Genomic DNA, 19,073 nt, shown 5'->3' on the forward strand with positions numbered 1-19,073 from the left:
CCGGGGTCAGGGGGCGGGCGGGGGAGCGTCGTCCAGGCCCTCCAGCTCAGAGAGGGGGATGGGCCGCCAGCGCTGGCGGCGCTCGTCCGCGTCGGCGTGCACCGAGGGTGCCCCGGATGACCCGGTGCCCCCTGACCCGGAGGTGGGGGTCCCGGACGTGCCGGGAGCCGGCAGTGGGGGCACCTCGGGAGCCGGCGGCACCGGGTCGGTGTTCYTGGGCTGCTCGGGGGGTGTCGATCCGCCCGGCTGGGCGCTCTCGGTTCCCCCGGTGGACGCCCCCGTGGCGGACGGCCTGGCGGCGGCATCCCCCGAGGGGGGCATGCCGCCATAGGGCTGGATGCCGCCGCCGCCGTGGGGGCGGGCGGGCGTCTCCGGCGCCAGGGGCACTCCCGGCCAGGAGTCCGCTCCTGAGACCAGGTTGCGCATCCCCGGATAGACGCTGGGCGAAGTCCCGACCGAGGCCCAGCCGGTCGGTGAGCCGCCCGACGTCGGCCAGCCCGCGCCGAGCTGGCCAGGCGCACCGAACGTGCCGGGCTGGCCCGATGCGCCGGGCTGGCCGGGCGTGCCGAACCTTCCGGGGGCCGCCGGAGGAGGCCCGTCCGGGGCTGGGCCGGCGCCCGTGGAGGAACCAGGAAACCACCGCTCGGGTTGGGTCAGGTCGGTGTTGCCCTGAGGCGTGTCGTGACCGGGAGCCGATGTGCTCGGCAGCAGCAGGCCCGGCCGGGGCTCATCACCCGTTCCGGGGGCGCCGGACGCGGCGGAGGGGTCCGGCACCCGTGGGGCTGCCGGTTCGGGCCCGGCTGCGCCAGGCGGAAGGGCAGCCCGCGCCTGGGGCGCAGCGGGGAGGGCTGGCCCGGCCGGGGCAGCCGAAGCCCGGGCGGCTTCCCCGGCCGGGGGTACCGGACGGGCCTGCGCGGGTGCGGCGAGAAGCTGGGTCACCAGCATGGACGGGTCCGCGTGCGCCGGCGGGAACACCGTCGGCGCCGTGACGGCCGGGAGGATCCCCGCAGCCGCGAGCCGGGGCCACAGCGGCGCGAGCGCCGCCTCCTGGTCGATCTCGAACTCGGATCGCCGGACCCGCCAGATCCGCCAGCCGACCCGACGCAGCTCGCGCTCGCGGCTGAGGTCCCGCTCGACGTCCTCGGTGGAGCGGGTGGCGTCCCCGTCGCACTCGACGGCGAGCCGGGCCCGTCCACCCGAGACGACCAGGTCGAACCGGCGTCCGTTGATCTCGACCTGGGGTGTGACGTGGTACCCGCGGGAGGCCAGAGCGAGGAACACCCGCTGCTCGAACAGCGAGTCGAACCGCGGGTGCGGCAGCACCGGACTCACCTCGGACGTGGTGAGCGGGGCGGCGGTGCCGTCCAGCGGCGCCGCCGCCGAGTGGGCGAGGACGTAGCTGAGGTAGCTGTGCCGCAGGTCACCGGGGTCCAGGTCGGTGGTGGAGACCGAGTGGAACAGCCATACCTGGTCGCGGGCCCGGGAGGCGGCCACGTTGAACCTGCGCTGGTACTCCAGCCGGGTCAGCGAGGTGGTGGACGTGCCGGGTGYGATGACCAGCGAGAGGAAGACGACGTCCCGCTCGTCGCCCTGGAAGTCCGGCGGTGAGCCGACCCGCAGCTGGCGGCGCAGCTGCTCGGCGGCGGACATCCGCGCGGTGAGCTCGGAGCGGATGAGCTCCGCCTGCGCGGTGCCCTGCAGGACGACGATCCCGAAGCTCAGGCCGCGGTAGCGCGGGTCCTCGGCACACCGCAGCACCTGGGTGACCAGGGCCTCCGCCTCGATCGGGTTACGCGGGCCGTCGTCGGTGACGGTGGTGTAGGCGTGCGGGACGAACTGGGCGCGCAGCGGGGCCAGCCGGTCCACGCCGAACTGGCGCAGCGGCACGAGCGGGGCGTCGCGGTAGAACATCGCCGACGACCACTCGATGATCTCCGGCATGCAGCGGAAGTGTTCCCGCAGCCGCACGACGTCGCCGAACCTGGTCCGCAGCAGCGAGAACAGGCTCGACCGGGGAGTGAAGCCGACCCGTAGCCAGCTCGGGACGTCCGGCAGGAGGGTGTCGAGACGGTTGAAGACCGGCTCGAGCTCCTCGACGGAGGCGTCCGGCGGGGTGCACTGCCGGTCGTCACCGACGACGATCACTCGGGGTGCCAGCCAGAGCAGGAAGAGGCTCTCCAGCCCGGCCTGGCTTYCCTCGTCGACGATCACCACGTCGAAGCTGTCGCGGACCGCCGGGATGGTCGACAGCACCTCGCTGATCGGCATCACCCAGGCCGGGACGGCCGTCTGCGCGATCCGCATCGCCTCCCGGGCGGCCTGCCGGTACCGCTCGGAGTGCCGGCCGGTGAACCGGCCGCCGGCGGCCATCGCGTCGGCGTACGCACGCAGGGCGGCGGACTGCTCCGTGCCCATCCGCTCCAGGCAGTGCTTCCAGGCCAGCGCCCCGGCGAGCTCGGCGGTCGCCGAGGCGACCAGCTGGTCGGCGGCATCCAGGCCGGCGTCCAGATCGGCCTGGTCGGTGGCGCGGACGCGGGTGAGCCAGGTCGCCGCGACGGCGTGGGACCACGCCCGCCCGAACGACTCGAACTGTTCCGGGGTGACCCCGGCCAGCCGGCGGCCGGCGACCAGCATCTCGGCCAGCACCGGGTGTGCCTCCCGGACCCGCCCCAGCAGCTCGTCGCGGCGACGCGCGCGGGCGCGGCCGTTGAGCGCGTCGGCCGTCGCCTCCAGCGCCCCGACATAGCCGCCGGGGTCACGCGCCTCGACCGCGATCGCGAGGAGTGCCAGCTCGTCGACGGCGTCCGGTTGCGCGGCGGCCGCGACGAGTTCGGCGGTGAGATCCCGCAGCTGGGAGCCCGCGGCGGTCGCGGCGTGGCGCAGCCGGTGCGCGTTCGCCGCCGCGCCCACGTCGACGCAGGCGCCGGGGGAGTCCAGCGCGATGCCCCGGGCGCCGAGGGCGTCGAGCAGCGCGGCCAGCCGGTCGCGCGCGGCCACGGCAGCGTCGATGGCGCGCGCCGCGTCCTGCGCCTCGGTGAGGCGGGCGAGCCGCACCTCCAGCTCCGCGGTCGGGTTCGGGTTGACGCTCAGCAGCGACCAGGCCCGGGTCGCAGCCTCGAGCGCGACCTCGGCCCGCAGCCGGCACAGCGCAAGGTCGAGCAGCTCCGGGGTGCGTGGCGGGACGCCGTCCACCGCCGTGTGCTCGAGAAGCAGACCGGCGTCCTTCTGGGCCTTCGAGCGGAAGAAGCGGCGCAGCGCACCGCCGGCCTCCATGTGCTCACGCAGGGCGAGGCCGCAGGTGAGCAGGGTGGTGGCGTCGGGGCCGGCACCGTCCTCGTCGAGCGGGAGGTCCACCCGGTGCAGGCCGAGTTCCACCACGGCCGCGGTGGCCTCGGCGATCGCGGGAGCGGCGGCGGCGACCTTCGTCCACAGCACGGCCGCGCGGCCGGCGAAGGCATCCGCGAGCGCGTCGGTGACCCAGGGCTGCCGGACGGCGAGGCGACTGATGATGTCGGCAGCCCGCAGCACGGCGTCCACGCCGGCGGCGAGCCGGTCGCCGGCCTCGTCGCCGGCGCGGGTCAGCACGTCGGCGAGGACCGGGACCATCGCGGCCGCCTGCCGCGACAGGGAGTGCTCGGCGGACTCGGCGGCGTGCAGCGCCCCCCGTTCGGCGTAGGCCAGCGCCGTCAGTTCGGACCGGGTCGGGAGCTCGCCCAGTTCGGGGGGGAGCCCGAAGGCCCGCTGCTCGCGCAGCGCCGACAGCGCGATCGCCGAGGTGATCGGGGATGGCACGGTCGGGGGATCGGACGGTCCGCCGGTACTGGCCAGATCGGTCGAGGAGGCCCCCGGCCCGCCCTGATCGGGCGAGCCCCCCTGGCCCGCCCCCTGCACAGGATGGGCGAGCATCCCGGGTGCCGCTGTCCGGACGAGTCGACCGGCAATGGTGATCATGAGGGGAGAGGTCGGCGGGGACGACGGGTCACCGGGCCCGGCCGAGGCGTCCGCCCCGCCCAGCTGGCCCGCGGCGGCGGCCGTGGGCTGCGGGTCGGGCGTGGTCAGCAGCCGCCAGAGCTCGGAGGCCTCCGCGTCGTTGAGGGGGGTCCGTGGCCAGCCGCCGCCCTCCGGGCCGGGCACGGGCACGGGCATCCAGCCGTGCTCGCCAGCCTCGTCCCGCAACCGGGCGGCGATCTCCGCCCGGGTCCCCGACCAGCCCGCTCCCACCTCGTAGGTGCCGTGGCGACGCCACTCGGCGGCCCGGCGCGCCGCCACCGCGGTGGCGATGCGGTCCCGCTCGGCCACGGCCGATTCGCGCCGCTGGCGCGCTGTCCGGATGCGCTCGTCCTGGGACCCGGCGTCATAGACGGCCTTCTGCGCGGCCAGCGCGCTCACACTGGTGGCGAGTTCACCGGCGCCGCTGTCGGCGTCCTCGGTGAGGGAGACGCACAGCCGGCGCAGCTCCGGCGGGAGTTTCTCCTGCAGGACCCGCAGGGCCTGGCCCTTCTGACTGGTCACCAGAACCCGGCGGCCCTCGGCCAGCAGCGCGCTGATCAGGTTGGCGATGGTGTGGGTCTTGCCGGTGCCCGGCGGGCCCTCGACCACGACCCCGTTGTCCATGCGCAGCCGACGCATGACCCGGGCCTGCTCCGGGCTGATCGGGAGCGGCGAGAGCCACTCGTCCGCAGCCGCGCCGCCCGCGGGGAGGGCCGGCGCAGCGGTCGTGGCGGTCGCGGCGGCCGTGGCGAGCCAGGCCAGTCGCTCGGTGGTGTCCAGGGTCTCGACGAGCTGGGCGAGGCCCAGCGGTGGCAGGCCGTCGCCGCGCAGCGCGTCCAGCATCTGCTCGTAGTAGTTGAGCAGCGCCGCATGCCCCCGGCTGCGCAGGACGAGCGCGGGCGCAAGCGTGACCGAGGCGCTGGGACCCCCCGGTCCGGGCGGTGGCCAGTTGGGCCGGTATCCCGCGGTCGGACCATCCAGCGCGAGGGTCAGCCAGTCCCGCAGCAGGCGTTCGTCGTCGGCCCCCAGCGGGGTGGCGTCCCGCGAGCGCAGGCGCTCGTGCAGTGCGTTGGTCCGTTCGGGGCGGAACGTGGCGATACCGTCGAGGAAGGCGCTGTCCTCCAGCCGGGTGGACGTCCCCGCCGGCACCCGCAGCCGGACGGCGGAGGTCATCGGGTCGGTCTCCACCACGAGCCGGGTGACGAGCAGGTGCCGGCGGACCGGGCGGGGCAGCCACCAGGTGAGCAGACCGGTGGCCAGCACCAGCTCCAGGGTGTCGCCCTCCTGGGCCAGACGCTGGGCCACCCCGTACAGCGTTGTGTGCAGGTGGCGGCGGTCAGCGTCAGCGCGCGCCCGCGAGCTCCACACCTGCCAGGCACCGGCCCATTCCGCGAAGGCCGCCGCGACATCGGCGGGAATCTGCCCCACCCGGGCCGGGCCGGCAGTGTCGGCGTCAGCGTGCTGGCCTGGTCCGCCCGGCCGGCCGGCTCCCGCGCCGTTCGAGGCGGCCGTGCCGTTGGCGGAAGGCGTGCCGTTGGCGGAAGGCGTGCCGTTGGCGGAAGGCGTGCCGTTGGCGGAAGGCGTGCCGTTGGCGGAAGGCGTGCCGGTGGTCGGCCCGGTGCCGTTCGCGGGGGCTCGGTCGTTGGTGGGAGCCGAGCCGTTGGCCGGCCCCACTCCGTTGGCTGACGCCGTGCCCTTGACGAACGCTCCGCCGTTGGCGGCCGCGGAGCCGTTCGCGGAGCCGTTCGCCGAGCCGTTCGCGGGAGCACCCGGCCTGCCGGGCGCCGGCGTGTCCCCGGAGGCCGGCCGGGTCCCGTTGGGGCCCTGGCCGTTCGGCGAGGTGCGCGCCCGGCCGTTCGGGGACGGTGCGGCGCCGTTGCTGCCGCGGGCCGGCCCGCGGCCATCGGCCTCCCCCGATCCGGTGGGGTCGTCGTGGTCCGGGCCGGGCTCGTGCCGGCCCGATGACCCAGCCGGCCGCTCCGGCGGTGCCGGCGGTGCCGGCGGTGCCGGCGGCAGCGGGGGCAGGTCGTACACGAGGACCGGCGCCGCCGTCAGGTCCACGTCGGCCGGCGGCACAGGGCCGCGCAGGATGATGCCGTCCTGCGGCAGCCCTGAGGCGGCGTCCGCACCGCGGACGGGCAGTCGTACCCGGCCGCGGAGGATCTCCGGCAGTGGCGGGGCCGGCGGGAGGAGAGCTGCGGCGGGGGCCTCGAGCAGAACCTCGCCGGCCCCGGCGTGCTCGAACAGGGAGAGGCCTGCCGGGAGATCGGCAAGCCAGATCACCAGCGGGTTCTCATGGACGTCGACGACCTGCTCGGACTGGGACACCGCGACCTCGTGCAGGAAGCGCACCAGGCGGTGGCAGCGGTCGGTCAGCGCAGCCTGCCGCTCGTGGCGCGCCGCCGCCAGCGCCGCGAGGTCGACGGTGCTGCCTGGCATGCCGTCCGCGGGGGTTTCAGCGCCGCCTGGTGCGCTGTCCACGCCGCCGGCGGCGGCCGTGCTGGCCGCGTCGTCGGCCCTGCGGGCGGCGTTGGCAGGGCCGACGGGGGTGGCGTGGGCGGTGTCGGCGGCAGGTTCGTCGCCCGACCGGGGGGCGCCGCCTGTCTCGCGCGCAGCCTGCCGGGCAGGCGCACGGGCAGGACGGCTCTCCGTGCCGTCCGTCGTGCCTTTCGGCGTATCCGTGGCCCTCGCGTCCACCACGCCCGAATCCGCCGTTCCCGAGTCCGTCGTCATATCTCTCCCCGATTCCGGCCGGCGCGTGCCGGCGGCGGAACTCGTGASGGGGCGTCGCGAACGCCCTGTTCCGATCGTTCCGGTACCGGAGCAACCGGTACGGGAACTTGTGCAAGCCTCCCGGACGAACCAGGACGGTGCCCCCGCGACCCGCTGAATGCGGCACTCGTCCGCATGCACGGTTGGCTCAGGGGGCGGGATGGCCGAAGGCGATGGCCGGGGGGTGGCGCAGCGAGATCGCCCGCGGATCGGCGTGGCTGACCGTGGTCTGTCCGTGGTCGGTCCCGGCGCCGGATGTGTCCGCCGGTGTGCCCACCGGCGTGCCGCTGCCTGGCCCGGAAGTGGGATGCGACAACATACGCATCCGTGAGGTCACGGTTCTTTGCCGACACCCACGTCCACTCCAGGTACTCGCGGGCGTGCAGCCGCGACTGCGACCTGGAGCACCTGGCGTGGTGGGCGGCCCGGAAAGGCATCCGCGTCGTCGGCACCGGCGACTTCACCCATCCGGCCTGGTCGCAGGAGCTGGCGACCAAACTGGTGCCGGCGGAGCCCGGGCTGTTCCGGCTGCGTCCGGACCTGGAGCGCGACGTCCTCGCGACGCTGCCGGCCTCATGCCGCACCGCGACGCGATTCATGATCTCTACGGAGATCTCCACGATCTACAAGCGTGGTGAGCGCACCAGAAAGGTCCATCACCTTCTCTACGCACCCGATCGCGAGTCGGCCGGACGGATCACCTCCGCACTGGCCCGAATCGGCAACCTGGCCGCCGACGGGCGTCCGATCCTCGGCCTGGACTCCCGCGACCTGCTGGAGATAACCCTCGGCGGCGGCGAGGACTGCTACCTGGTCCCGGCGCACGTATGGACGCCCTGGTTCGCCGTTCTCGGTTCGAAGTCGGGTTTCGACGCGATCGAGGACTGCTATGCCGATCTCGCGGACGAGGTCTTCGCGCTGGAGACCGGGCTCTCCGCGGACCCGGAGATGTTCTGGCGGATCTCCGGGCTGGACCGGTACCGGCTCGTCAGCAACTCCGATGCGCACTCCCCGCCGATGCTGGGCCGGGAGGCGACCGCCTTCACCTGCGAGCCCGACTACTTCTCGATCCTGCGCGCGCTGCGCACCGGCGACGGTTTCGGTGGCACCGTCGAGTTCTTTCCCGAGGAGGGGAAGTACCACCACGACGGGCACCGCAAGTGCGGCGTYGCGCTCACCCCGGAGCAGACCCGTGCGCTCGGCGGCATCTGCCCCGCATGCGGGCSGGGCCTGACCGTCGGGGTGCTCAACCGGGTCGACACGCTCTCCGACCGGACCGAGTCACGGCGGCCCGACACGGCCGGCGACGTCACCTCGCTCGTAGCCCTGCCCGAGATCGTCGGGGAGATCCTCGGTGTCGGGCCCAAGAGCAAGTCCGTCGCGACCCAGGTCACGACGCTGGTGTCCCGGCTGGGGCCCGAACTCGGCATCCTCTCGGACGTCCCGCTCGACGCGATCGCCGAGGCTGGTTCGCCGACGCTGGTGGAGGGCATCGGGCGCCTGCGCCGCGGTGAGGTGATCCGCGAGGCCGGCTACGACGGGGAGTACGGCGTCATCCGGCTGTTCCAGCCCGGTGAGCTCGGCGCCGACGCCGGCACCCTCTTCGACGCCGGCCCGCCGGCACCGGGCCGTGGCAGGCGGAGCCGGGCCGCCGGACGACGCCCCAGTGCACTCGCCGCCGACGTGGGTGAGGCCCCGGAGCCACCCACCCTCCGACCGGGGGAGCCACCGCAGTCGCTGCCGACCGGCACCACCGGCCTCGACGGCGCCATCGGTGCCGACGGCACCGCGTTGGACACTGCGGGCGGATCCGGCGAGGGTCACCCCTCCGTCCTCGACGGGCTGGACCCGGACCAGCGCCGAGCGGCCGAGCATGCCGGCGGGCCGCTGCTGGTCCTCGCCGGGCCGGGAACCGGAAAGACCCGCACGCTGGTGCACGCCATCGCCCACCGGGTCCGGGAGCTGGCGGTGCCCGCCGGGCAGTGCCTGGCCGTGACGTTCACCCGCCGCGCCGCCGGCGAGCTGCGGGAGCGGCTCGACCCCCTGCTAGGCCCGGACGGGGCCGGGGTGACCGCCACGACGTTCCACGGGCTCGGGCTTATGATCATCCGTGAGCGGCACGGGGCGCTCGCGCGCGCCCCGCAGGTGCAGGTGGCCGACGACGCCGTCCGCGCCGAGCTGGTGGACGAGGCGCTGCACGGCGCCGGCAGCGCCCTGGCCCGCGGCCGCGCCATCACCGCGCTGGCCGACCTCAAGCGGCGGCGCGCGCTTGGCCAGCCCTACCGGGAGCACCCGTCCGCCGGCGCGCTCGCGCGGTACGACGCCGCCCTGCGCGACCGCAACATGGTGGATCTCGACGATCTGGTGACCCTGCCACTCGGGCTCCTGCGGTCGGCGCCGGACCTGGCCCGTGAGTACCAGCAGCGGTGGCGTCACCTCTGGGTCGACGAGTTCCAGGACATCGACGAGGTGCAGTACGGGCTGCTGCGCGAACTCTGCCCGCCGGGGGGCGACCTGTGCGCGATCGGCGACCCCGACCAGGCCATCTACAGCTTCCGCGGGGCGGAGGTCGGCTTCTTCCTGCGATTCGCGCAGGATCGTCCCGGCACCCGGCGGGTCTCGCTGACCCGCAACTACCGTTCGACCCCGACCATTGTCGGGGCGGCGCTGGACGCGATCGCGCCCAGCACGTTCGTCCCCGACCGGGAGCTGCACGCGGTGACCGGGCTGGACGAGGACGGCCCCGTCGTGGTGCGGCGGTGCGCGAGCGAGGCAGACGAGGCCAATGCCGTCGCCGAGCTCGTCGAGGAGGCGCTCGGCGGCACCTCGTTCCACGCTCTCGACTCGGGTGTGGACGGCTCGGAGTGGGGCCGGTTGTCCTTCGCCGACATCGCGGTCCTCTACCGGACGTCCCGGCAGGCCGAGCCGATCGTCGACGCACTGCTGCGGCGCGGATTCCCCTTCCGGCAGCACTCGCACACCCCGCTCGCGGACCTGCCGGCCGTCGCGGCCCTGCTGGCCGACCTGCGCGACGGCGACGAGGTGGCACCGCGTGCCGTGACCGCGCTGCTGCGGGACGCCGCCGCCCGTCTCGCCGACCTCGCGGCCGCGGCGGACTCCGTCCTCGGTGCCGAGGGGACCGCGGCCGTGCCACAGCGGGAGCCGGGCCCGGGCCGGCTGCCGACCGCGGCGGAGATCCGCCGTGCCGTCGAGCTGCTGACCCCACCCGCCGCGGCTGCGGGCGACGATCTCGCGGCCTTCCTGACCGCGGTCACGCTCGGCACCGAGGTGGACGGACTCGACCCGCGCGCCGACCGGATCTCCCTGCTGACCCTGCACGCGTCCAAGGGCCTGGAGTTCGACATGGTGATCATCGTCGGCTGCGAGGAGGGCCTGCTGCCGTTGCGCTGGGGCGCCGCACCCCCCGCCGCCTCAGCCACGCAGACGGCTGCGGAGGTGGATGGGGAGGCGGAGGAGCGGCGTCTGTTCTTCGTCGGGATCACCCGGGCCCGCCGCCGGCTGGTCCTCACCCATGCCGCTCAGCGCCGCCGTGGCGGCGAGCCGGTGGAGACCGGCCCGTCGCCGTTCCTGGCGGCGATCGACGGCCGGCACCTGGAGAAGCGGGCCGGCTCGCCGGCTGACGCCGCCCGGGCCCGCCGCCGTTCGGCCGGCCGCCAGCTGCGCCTGATCTGACGCCCGCCCCCTGCGCTCAGTCGAGGCGGCGCAGGGGGAAGGCCCGGGCCGCGTCGTCGAGGACGTCCAGCAGGATGTCGATCTCGTCCTCGGTGTTCGCGGCCGTCACCTGGACCCGGACTCCGACCTGGTCCCGTGGTACCACCGGGAAGGGTGCCACGGTCACGTAGATGCCCCGGTCGTAGAGGTGGGCGCCGAGCGCGTCCGCGTGGGCGGGATCGGTGAGCGGCACCTCGATGATCGGATGGCCGGAGCGGTTCAGGGTCGCCAGCCCGAGCGAGCGCAGCCCGGTGAGCACGCGGGCGGTCAGTGCATGGAGCCTTGACCGGGCCTGCTCGCCGCGCTCGGCGTTGACCCGTAGGCCGACCTGCGCCGTCGCGAGCGACGCCACCGGGGGCGGGCCCGAGAAGATGTACGGGTTGGCCATGGTCTTCAGGTAGTCCTTCAGCTCGGTCGGGCAGGTGGCGAACGCGAGCAGCGAGGAGTACGACTTCGAGAACCCGCCGACCATGACGACGTCGTCGTAGCTCTGCCCCAGGTGGCGGACGATGCCGTTGCCGCGCAGGCCGTACGGCGTCGGCTCGGCGGGTGAGCGCTCGCCGAGGACGCCGAACCCGTGCGCGTCGTCGACGTAGAGGACCGCCTCGTGCTCCCGGACGAGTGCGACGAGCTCGGCCAGCCGCGGCCCGTTGCCGGTCATGCTGTTCACCCCGTCGACGGCGACGACCCGCGGGTAAAGGGTGCAGGCCCGTAGCGCGCGCTCCAGCCGGTCCAGCCGCTCCTCCCGGAAGCGGCGCACGGTGGCGCCTCGGCCGACCGCCATCGTCGCGCCGTCGTGAACCGAGCTGTGCGCGTGCAGCTCGACGAAGAGCGCGCCCTGGCCGACAAGTGCGGGCAGCACCGACAGGTGAATWTGGCTGACGGTCGGTAGCAGCAAAGTGTCGGGTGCGCCGAGCAGCTCGGTGAGAGTCTCTTCGATCTCCACGAACAGTCGTGGATTGGCAATGATACGTGACCAGCTCGGATGCGTTCCCCAGAGATCGAGATACTCCGGAACAGCAGCGATGATCTCACGGTCCAGATCGAAACCAAGATAGTTGCACGAGGCGAAATCGATCAGCCAGCGGCCACCGATTCGAATGCGGCGCCGATCGATTTCATCCACCCGCGAGTCGTAGAACGGTGACTGGCGGCGCATGCGGTCCAGCTCGGACATGACCCCGTAGGGCCGGGCCAGTACCCGTCGCAGACCCGCGCCCAGCGCCGGCCCGGGTATCGGGGCGCTGGCGATCGGTGCACAGATCGGTTCGATGGTCGGGGGCAGGGAATCCGAGGTCTGCGTCATCCGGGCCCGACTTCCGGGCCCGGTCGGCACACCGGGGGTGTCATCGCCGTCACCGGCCTCTCAAGATCCCCGAAAACATTGTCTCCGGGGGCACGGGAAACAAGAAGAATCGACGAAAGACCGCCCGGACCGCCGTACGGTAATGCGGTGGGCGCAACGCGTGGCGAAGAACTACATACRCACAATAGCTGCTGTCGTCGGTGCTTTCCACTCGTTTCCTGTTTTCTCCGGCGCCACTGCGCGGCGGCGCCCGCGTGGTGGCGTGCGCGGTGCGCGGTCGGGTCGGCCGAGCCCCGGGGCCCGGGCGTCCGGCCTGCGGATTCACGGCTATCCGGGCGGGTGGTCCGACGAGCTGGACGGGTGGCTGGACGGGTGGTCCGGAGAACTGGGCGGGTAGCCGACCGGCAGGGCGGAAGGCAGCCGCCCGGCCAGGTGGTCGGCCCAGGGCGGGAGACCGCGCCCGGCCCCCGGCCGTTCCGGTGGGTGCCCGGCCGTGCGGCGAGGTGGATCCGGCCGGGCGGGAGAACCGGTTGCCGGGATGTTCCGGGCGGCTGGGACCTTCCGGGAAGGGAGCCGCCGGTGCGACCACGGCCGGGACATCCCCGTGCGGGCGTGGTGTTATCGTCCCCGCATGCCTGAGACCGCCTCCGCTTCGGACAGCGCGACATCGAGCGCGTCGGCTCCGACCAGGCCTGCCTCCGAGGGCCCGCCGGTTCTGCGTAACCTGCCCTATTCCGGCTTCGGTCTGTCCCGGTCGGTCACCCTTTTCAAGGCGCACCGCAAGGAGCCGGTCGATCCGGCCGGCTTCTACTCCCTGATCGCGGCCGACTCCGTCCGCCAGCTGGCCCGGTACACGTCGCTTTCCGGCCAGCTGGTGCTGGACGTGGGTGGTGGCCCCGGCTACTTCCGGTCGGCCTTCCTCGACGCGGGCGCCCGCTATTACTGGGTCGAGCCCGACGTCTCCGAGATGGAGGCCGGCGGTATCGAGGTGCCGGGCCGAATCCGCGGGAGCGCCCTCGAGCTGCCGTTCCGCTCCGGCTCGATCGACCTGTGCTACAGCTCGAACGTCCTCGAGCATGTTCCCGACCCGTGGCGGATGTGCTCGGAGCTGGTTCGGGTCACGCGCCCCGGCGGGCTCATCTTCCTGAGCTACACGAACTGGCTCTCGCCGTGGGGTGGGCACGAGACGGCGCCGTGGCACTACCTGGGTGGCCACCGGGCGGCGGAGCGTTTCCGGAAGCGGGAGGGGCACGCGCCGAAGAACCGGTTCGGCGAGACGCTGTTCCCGGTGTCGGTCGCCGGCACCCTCGCCTGGGCCCGCCAGCGCTCGGACGTCGTCGTGGTCGACGCGATGCCGCGCTACCTCCCGGACTGGGCGAAGGTGGTCCTGCGGGTCCCCGGCGCCCGCGAGGTCGTCACCTGGAACCTCGCGATGGTCCTGCGCAAGGTCTGACCCGGCGGCAGCGGCCCGGCGGGCGCTCCGATCACCCGCTCGGGGGTCGGGTGTGCCGCAGCCGGGCCGGGGGCGGCTTGCGTGGCGGCGCCAGCCGGGAGACGGGCAGTCGCCCGCACTCCAGGCGCACCTCGTCGTCACGCACGGCCCGCAGCGTCGCGAGGAACTCGGCCCGCGGCACCTCGCGGGCCCCGAGCGACATCAGATGGGACGTCGTGAGCTGCGCGTCGAGCAGCACTCCGCCGGCCCGGCCGAACCGGTCGAGGAAGTCGACCAGGGCGACCTTCGAACCGTCCGAGGCACGGTGGAACATGGACTCGCCGGTGAAGATCCGCCCGATGAGCACCCCGTACATCCCGCCGACGAGCCGGTCGTCGTCCCAGATCTCGATGCTGTGGGCCCAGCCGAGGGCGTGCAGCTCCGCGTAGCCCTCGACCAGCTCGTCGGTGATCCACTGATGCGGGCCCTCGCGCCGGCAGTGGCGGACGACGTCCACGAAGCACTGGTTCACCGTGCTGGTCCAGCTGCTGTTGCGCATCCGGATGACGAGCGAGCGCCGAATCCTCATCTCGCCCGGGGCGAGCACCGTCCGCGGGTCGGGGCACCACCACGGCGGATCCAGCAGATCAGCGCCGGCCTCGCCCCCGTCTCCGGTCCGAGGGCCGTCGCACACCCCGGGCGGCCTCGGCGCAACCGGCGGTGGCGCCGGAACCGGAGCGGGGATGCGGGGGATCATCCCGCGGGCGATCGCCACGCCGAGGGCCGCCCGCAGCTCCTCCGACGCCTCGGGGTCGTCGGTGGGCCAGGGGAAGGCACCCTGGCGGTAGGCGCCGACCAGCGTGGCCGGCGCCATTCCACCGCCGGCCGCCACCGGTCCGTCCGGCGGAGCCTGGTCGAGGTAGCGGGCGAGCAGCGGATGGTCCCAGCCGGACCGCACGGGCCTGGGGGCGGGCGGAGTCAGCATGGGGCGAGCGGGGTCAGCACTGCACCGGGGGGGTCAGCGCCGTGGACGAGGGCATCGCCACGGCCGCGGGCCTGGCGACCCCCACGGGCGCCGTGGCAGGCACGGGCGCCGGGGCGGACACCGGTGTGGGGGCGGGCACAGGCATGGGGGCGGGAACGGTCAGCATGGGCGTGACCTCGGCCGCGGGCCGCGGGCGGCCGATGAAGTAGCCCTGGGCGAGGTCACACCCGTAGTTCCGCAGCTTCGCGAGCACACTGGCGCTGTCGACCCCCTCGACCACGATCCGCAGGCCGAGCTCGTGCGCGAGCCCGATCGTGGACCGGACGATCGCCTCGGCCTTCTGCCGGCGGGCCCGGGAGCCGTCCTCCAGCTTCGTGACGAACGATCTGTCCATCTTCAGGATGTCGACGGGAAGCTCCTGGAGGTATGCGAGTGACGAATACCCCGTACCGTAGTCGTCCACGGCGATCTGTACGCCGAGGTCGCGCAGCTCGCCGAGCACCGCCGCGGAGCGCACCAGGTCGCGCATCAGCGTGGTCTCGGTGATTTCCAGCTCCAGCGCCGAGGGGGGTAGCCCGTACTGGCCGAGCAGCCCGCGGACCTGGTCCGGGAACGCCCGGTCGAGCAGGTCGGAGGCGGCGAGGTTCACGGCGACGGTGACGTCCAGACCGGCGTCGCGCCACGCCCGGCACTGGGCGAGGGACATTTCGAGCACCTCGATGGTGAGCATGCGCATCAGCCCGGCCTGCTCGGCCAGCGGGACGAACGCCTCCGGGGTGAGCAGCCCCCGGCTCGGGTGGCGCCACCGGACGAGCGCCTCCACTCCGTGCGGGCGACCGGACATCAGATCGATCTTGGTCTGGTAGTGGACCTCCAGCTGGCCGGTTCCCAGCGCCGCCCGCAGTGACTCGATCATGTCGAGCCGCAGCAGCGTGTCGGCCTCGCTGCCCGGGCGGTAGTACTCGAGCCCGGTCCGTCCGGACTTCGCGCCGTACATGGCGACGTCCGCCCGCTGCAGCAGCGTCTGCGCGTCGGGCGCGTGTTCCGGGTAGAGGGCGGCCCCGATGCTCGCCCCGACGTGCAGGGTCATCCCGCCGACCTCGAACGGCCCGGACAGCGCGTGCAGGACCCGGTCGGCGACCCGGCGGGCGGTGTCGGTGTCGGCGTTCTCCAGCAGGACGGCGAACTCGTCCCCGCCCAGCCGGGCCTGGACGTCCCCCGGCCGCAGCGCCCCGGAGATGCGGGAACCGACCTCGACGAGCAGCGCGTCACCCATGTGGTGACCGAAGGAGTCGTTGATCTCCTTGAACCGGTCGAGGTCCAGCAGGAGCAGCGCGGACGAGTCGCCCTGCGAGGCGTGCGCCTCCATCTGGGACAGCCGTTCGAGGAACCCGCGCCGGTTCGTCAGACCGGTCAGATCGTCGGTGTGCGCGAGGATCTTGCTCTCGGCGAGCTGCTGTACCTCGACGAAGGTCATCGCCGCGCGGGCCAGCGCGGTGAGCACTGTCGCGGCTGCCAGCACCACCGTCACGAACGGCAGGTCGACGGTGGAGCCGAGGACGAGCAGCGCCAGCGCCACGACCGTCAGCACCAGCGGGACGGTGATCACGTTCCAGCCGGACATCCGGGCGGGTCGGCGCCAGGGCTGGCGCTGCCAGGCGGCGAACGCCGGGGCGAGCAGCGAGAGCATCCAGACGATGTCCAGCAGCCCGCCGGGGGAGTACTCGTCGTTCGTGATCAGTACGAGCACGCACGAGTCGGCGACCGCGAAGCCGCCGAGGCCGCCGCCGACCAGCCACCACACCCGGCCCGGGCGCCAGCGCAGGAGGCCGAACGCGGTGACCACCAGCAGCAGGAGCAGCAGGTCGGCGAGCGGGTAGATGAGACCGAACGCGATCGCCGCGGTGTCGCCCTGGCCGGCGTCGATGATCCACGGCCCGATGCCGCTGCTGAGCGCGGCGACCCCGAGGACACCGACCAGCGCGTCGAGCCACACACTCGGGTGGAAGGCGATGAGCCGCTGACGCAGTAGCAGGATGACGGCGGGGTAGAAGAGCAGCCATCCGGCGTCCGCCGCGGAGGCCGCGCTGGCGGACCCGGCCGCGGCCGGCTCGACCGCCAGGCTGAAGTAGACGCCGGCCGTGCCGTAGCTGATGATCCCGGCGCCGAAGAGCGCCCACGGTGYCCGCTCGCCGCGCAGAAACGCCGCGCGCAGGATGCACAGCAGGCCCGAGACGAGAACGACGGACGCCCGCAGCGCCACGACCTCCGGTTCGCTCCCCTCCGTCCCGGCCAGGGTGACCGCGGTGAAGAGCCCGGCGGCGAGCACAAGCGCCATCTGCACCAGCCGGATCGCACGGAACCGGCGCGGTGCTGGCGGGGAGGTCGTCAAGCGCCCCTCGCCCGACCCGTGCCCGCCGGGCCGCCCGCCCACCCGGGGCATCCCGCGGAAGCTCCTGGCGCAGGTGCGGAACAGGAACAATGCAAAGGGCTGCAACCAGCGCGGAGACGGACTAGCCCGGACATGAGGGGAATTCTCATACATGCCGGTCGGCCTGCTGCGCGGGGTGGTGGTCCGTGGCCGCCGGTCTGGGTACATGTTGTGCGGGTCGTACCGCTGTGTGACCCGAGGTGCCCGTGGTGTCGCCGCGGCAGCGTGTCGGCCCGTGTTCTGGTCCGGACGTGTGACGACACTCCGAACGAGAGCTGCTACTTCAGCGAGGAGACGAGACGTGCGACTTGGGGTGCAGATTCCKGACTTCACCCGGCCCGCCGGGCCCGCGGACCTGGGCCGGGCGCTTGCCGAGGTTGCCGGGGAGGTGGACGGGGCGGGATTCGACTACCTGGCGGTCATGGACCACTTCTTCCAGATCCAGCACGTCGGCCCGGCGGAGCACGACATGCTTGAGGCCTACACCACCCTGGGTTTCCTGGCGGCACATACCAGCCGGGTCACCCTGCTCACCCTGGTGACCGGAACTATCTACCGCGAACCGGGCATTCTGGCAAAAATCATCAGTACCCTCGACGTTCTGTCCGGCGGCCGGGCCATGCTCGGAATCGGAGCGGCCTGGAACGAGGAGGAGTCCGTCGGCCTCGGTATTCCCTTCCCACCGGTCGCCGAGCGTTTCGAGCGCCTGGAGGAGGCCCTGCAGATCTGCCTGCGGATGTGGTCGGACGACGAGAGCCCCTGGACCGGGAAGCACTACCAGCTGGCCCGGCCGCTGAATGTTCCCGCCCCGCTCACCCGCCCTCATCCGCCGATCATGATCGGTGGTTCGGGGGAGAAGAAGACACTGCGCCTGGTCGCGCGGTACGGGCAGGCCTGCAACCTGTTCAACGGCCCCGATCTCAAGCACAAGCTGGACGTCCTGCGCCAGCACTGTGACACCGAGGGGCGCGACTACGACGAGATCACCAAGACCTGCTACTACGCGTTCGACGTCGGCCGGTCGGGCGAGAACGTGGGCCGCATCCTGGACGATCTCGGGGCGCTGTCCGAGCTCGGCATCTCGGTGGCGCTCGGCGGCGTGGCGAACGTGTGGGACGTCGAGCCGCTGCGGATCCTCGGTGAGCGCGTCGTCCCCGCGGCCGCCGACCTCTGACCGCCCCTGCCTCGCGCAGCGGATGTCGGCCTCGGGCCGCGCTGAACGTCCAGCGCGGCCCGAGGCCGAAGATCCCCGGTTCAGATCACCGGTTTGTAATCCGGGTCAGACCCGGATTACGGTCTCCGGAGGGCCTGCCCGGGAACACGGTTCGGGTTCACCAGTTCCGGATCAGCCCTTCCACAGGTCGCGGACACCGTCCGCCACCGCGGCGGCCTGCGCCCGGCCAGCGGCCGCGGCTGCGGCCCGGATCGCCGGATCGAGAATGTTCGAGCCGAACGCGGCCCGGGACGCCTCGTCCGCGGCCACGACCAGCACCCGGCTGCCGGCGCGCTCCAGGCGGCGCACCTCGGTCGGAATGCCCATGCCGTTGACCGGGGCGAGAATCAGGACTCGTTCGTGGCCTTCTGCCAGGTCCGCATTGATCACGGACCGCATGCCGCCGTCCACGTACCGGCGATGGTCCACCGTGACCGGCGGGAACACCCCGGGCAGCGCGGAACTGGCCGCGACCGCGTCGACCAGGTGGACCCCGGAGTCGCGGTCGAAGGCCACCCAGTCACCTGTCTCGGCGTCGACCGCCACCACTATCAGGCGGCGCCGCGGCCATTCTCGGACGGGAAGCCGCCCGGCGACGATCTGCCACCGATCCTCCTCTGAGGGAACATCGGCGACCAGCGCGTACGCCCCGATCCGGGAGCGCGCGTCACGCGCGCCCCGGGAGCCCGCAGTGACCTGCGCCAGGGTCGACATGAGTTCGCTGTAGTCGAAGTCGACCGTCGGTTCCGCGGCCGGGTCGGCGGGGGCGATCTGTCGCGCGTAGAGCAGATCCAGGTCCGCGCCACTGCTGACCATCGCCCCCACGGCGGAACCCGCCGAGGTCCCGACGACCAGATCGGCCTCGGTGACGTCGATGCCTGCCTCGGCGAGACCGACCAGCAGGCCGATCTCCCAGGCGATACCGGCCACGCCTCCGCCGCCGAGGACCAGCGCGTGCCGCATCCAACACACCTCTCCGCGAGGGTCCTCGTCAGGGCCCGTCGCTTTCCGAAGGGCTTTTGGGAAGTACGCACCGGAGGTGGCAAGGCACCGCCGAAATCACCCGAACGTGCCATGCCATTGCGGCATCGAGATCGCGCCGCGGTACCCGGGGGGACGGTGACCTGGGCATATTGTTCCCAAAGTCCTCATGCCCCCGCGCAAGCCGCTGGGGCACCGGCGCGGATACTGCGGTGCGGCGGTTCCACGCAT

The 19,073-nt window shown here is 73.4% G+C and carries 9 protein-coding genes; 3 read left to right on the forward strand and 6 right to left on the reverse strand.

What is annotated here, in order from left to right; all coding sequences use genetic code 11:
- Positions 1-6: 6 nt before the first annotated feature.
- The gene (locus CC117_RS28090) at positions 7-6,723 is read right to left on the reverse strand and encodes an AAA domain-containing protein (RefSeq protein WP_071089401.1); all 6,717 of its coding nucleotides are present in this window, start codon (positions 6,721-6,723) and stop codon (positions 7-9) included.
- A 187-nt stretch (positions 6,724-6,910) separates the two neighbouring features.
- On the reverse strand, positions 6,911-7,078 hold the full coding sequence (locus CC117_RS37640) for a hypothetical protein (RefSeq protein ID WP_198542003.1): 168 nt from the start codon (positions 7,076-7,078) through the stop codon (positions 6,911-6,913).
- 11 nt (positions 7,079-7,089) lie between these two features.
- Here CC117_RS37640 and CC117_RS28095 point away from each other — a divergent pair, with 11 nt between their 5' ends.
- Positions 7,090-10,455, forward strand: a complete 3,366-nt coding sequence (locus tag CC117_RS28095; protein WP_071089404.1) for a UvrD-helicase domain-containing protein — start codon at positions 7,090-7,092, stop codon at positions 10,453-10,455.
- A gap of 16 nt (positions 10,456-10,471) precedes the next feature.
- Here CC117_RS28095 and CC117_RS28100 read toward each other — a convergent pair whose 3' ends face one another.
- Positions 10,472-11,800 (reverse strand): aminotransferase class I/II-fold pyridoxal phosphate-dependent enzyme, encoded by a 1,329-nt coding sequence (locus tag CC117_RS28100; RefSeq protein ID WP_071089407.1) that lies wholly within the window; start codon positions 11,798-11,800, stop codon positions 10,472-10,474.
- 715 nt (positions 11,801-12,515) lie between these two features.
- Between CC117_RS28100 and CC117_RS28105 the strand changes: the two genes are divergently transcribed.
- Positions 12,516-13,253 (forward strand): class I SAM-dependent methyltransferase, encoded by a 738-nt coding sequence (locus tag CC117_RS28105; protein WP_026310501.1) that lies wholly within the window; start codon positions 12,516-12,518, stop codon positions 13,251-13,253.
- Between the two features lie 31 nt (positions 13,254-13,284).
- Here CC117_RS28105 and aat read toward each other — a convergent pair whose 3' ends face one another.
- Together aat and CC117_RS28115 are read right to left on the reverse strand one after the other, a co-directional pair.
- Positions 13,285-14,217, reverse strand: a complete 933-nt coding sequence (aat, locus tag CC117_RS28110) for a leucyl/phenylalanyl-tRNA--protein transferase (RefSeq protein WP_071089410.1) — start codon at positions 14,215-14,217, stop codon at positions 13,285-13,287.
- A 13-nt stretch (positions 14,218-14,230) separates the two neighbouring features.
- Positions 14,231-16,555, reverse strand: a complete 2,325-nt coding sequence (locus tag CC117_RS28115) for a putative bifunctional diguanylate cyclase/phosphodiesterase (protein WP_241830499.1) — start codon at positions 16,553-16,555, stop codon at positions 14,231-14,233.
- A gap of 394 nt (positions 16,556-16,949) precedes the next feature.
- On the opposite strand from CC117_RS28115, the gene CC117_RS28120 reads away from it, so the two are divergent.
- The gene (locus CC117_RS28120; protein ID WP_071089413.1) at positions 16,950-17,822 is read left to right on the forward strand and encodes an LLM class F420-dependent oxidoreductase; all 873 of its coding nucleotides are present in this window, start codon (positions 16,950-16,952) and stop codon (positions 17,820-17,822) included.
- A gap of 171 nt (positions 17,823-17,993) precedes the next feature.
- Here the strand turns inward: CC117_RS28120 and CC117_RS28125 are convergent, their stop codons facing one another.
- On the reverse strand, positions 17,994-18,824 hold the full coding sequence (locus CC117_RS28125; protein WP_071089416.1) for a patatin-like phospholipase family protein: 831 nt from the start codon (positions 18,822-18,824) through the stop codon (positions 17,994-17,996).
- Positions 18,825-19,073: the final 249 nt, after the last annotated feature.

This window comes from Parafrankia colletiae (genome assembly GCF_001854655.1).
In the GTDB taxonomy this organism is placed as follows: domain Bacteria; phylum Actinomycetota; class Actinomycetes; order Frankiales; family Frankiaceae; genus Parafrankia; species Parafrankia colletiae.

Bases quoted from the DNA above. Each gene is read 5' to 3' on its own strand.
- CC117_RS28125 (WP_071089416.1), bottom strand. From the start codon at position 18,824: ATGCGGCACGCGCTGGTCCTCGGCGGCGGAGGCGTGGCCGGTATCGCC.
- aat (WP_071089410.1), bottom strand. From the start codon at position 14,217: ATGCTGACTCCGCCCGCCCCCAGGCCCGTGCGGTCCGGCTGGGACCAT.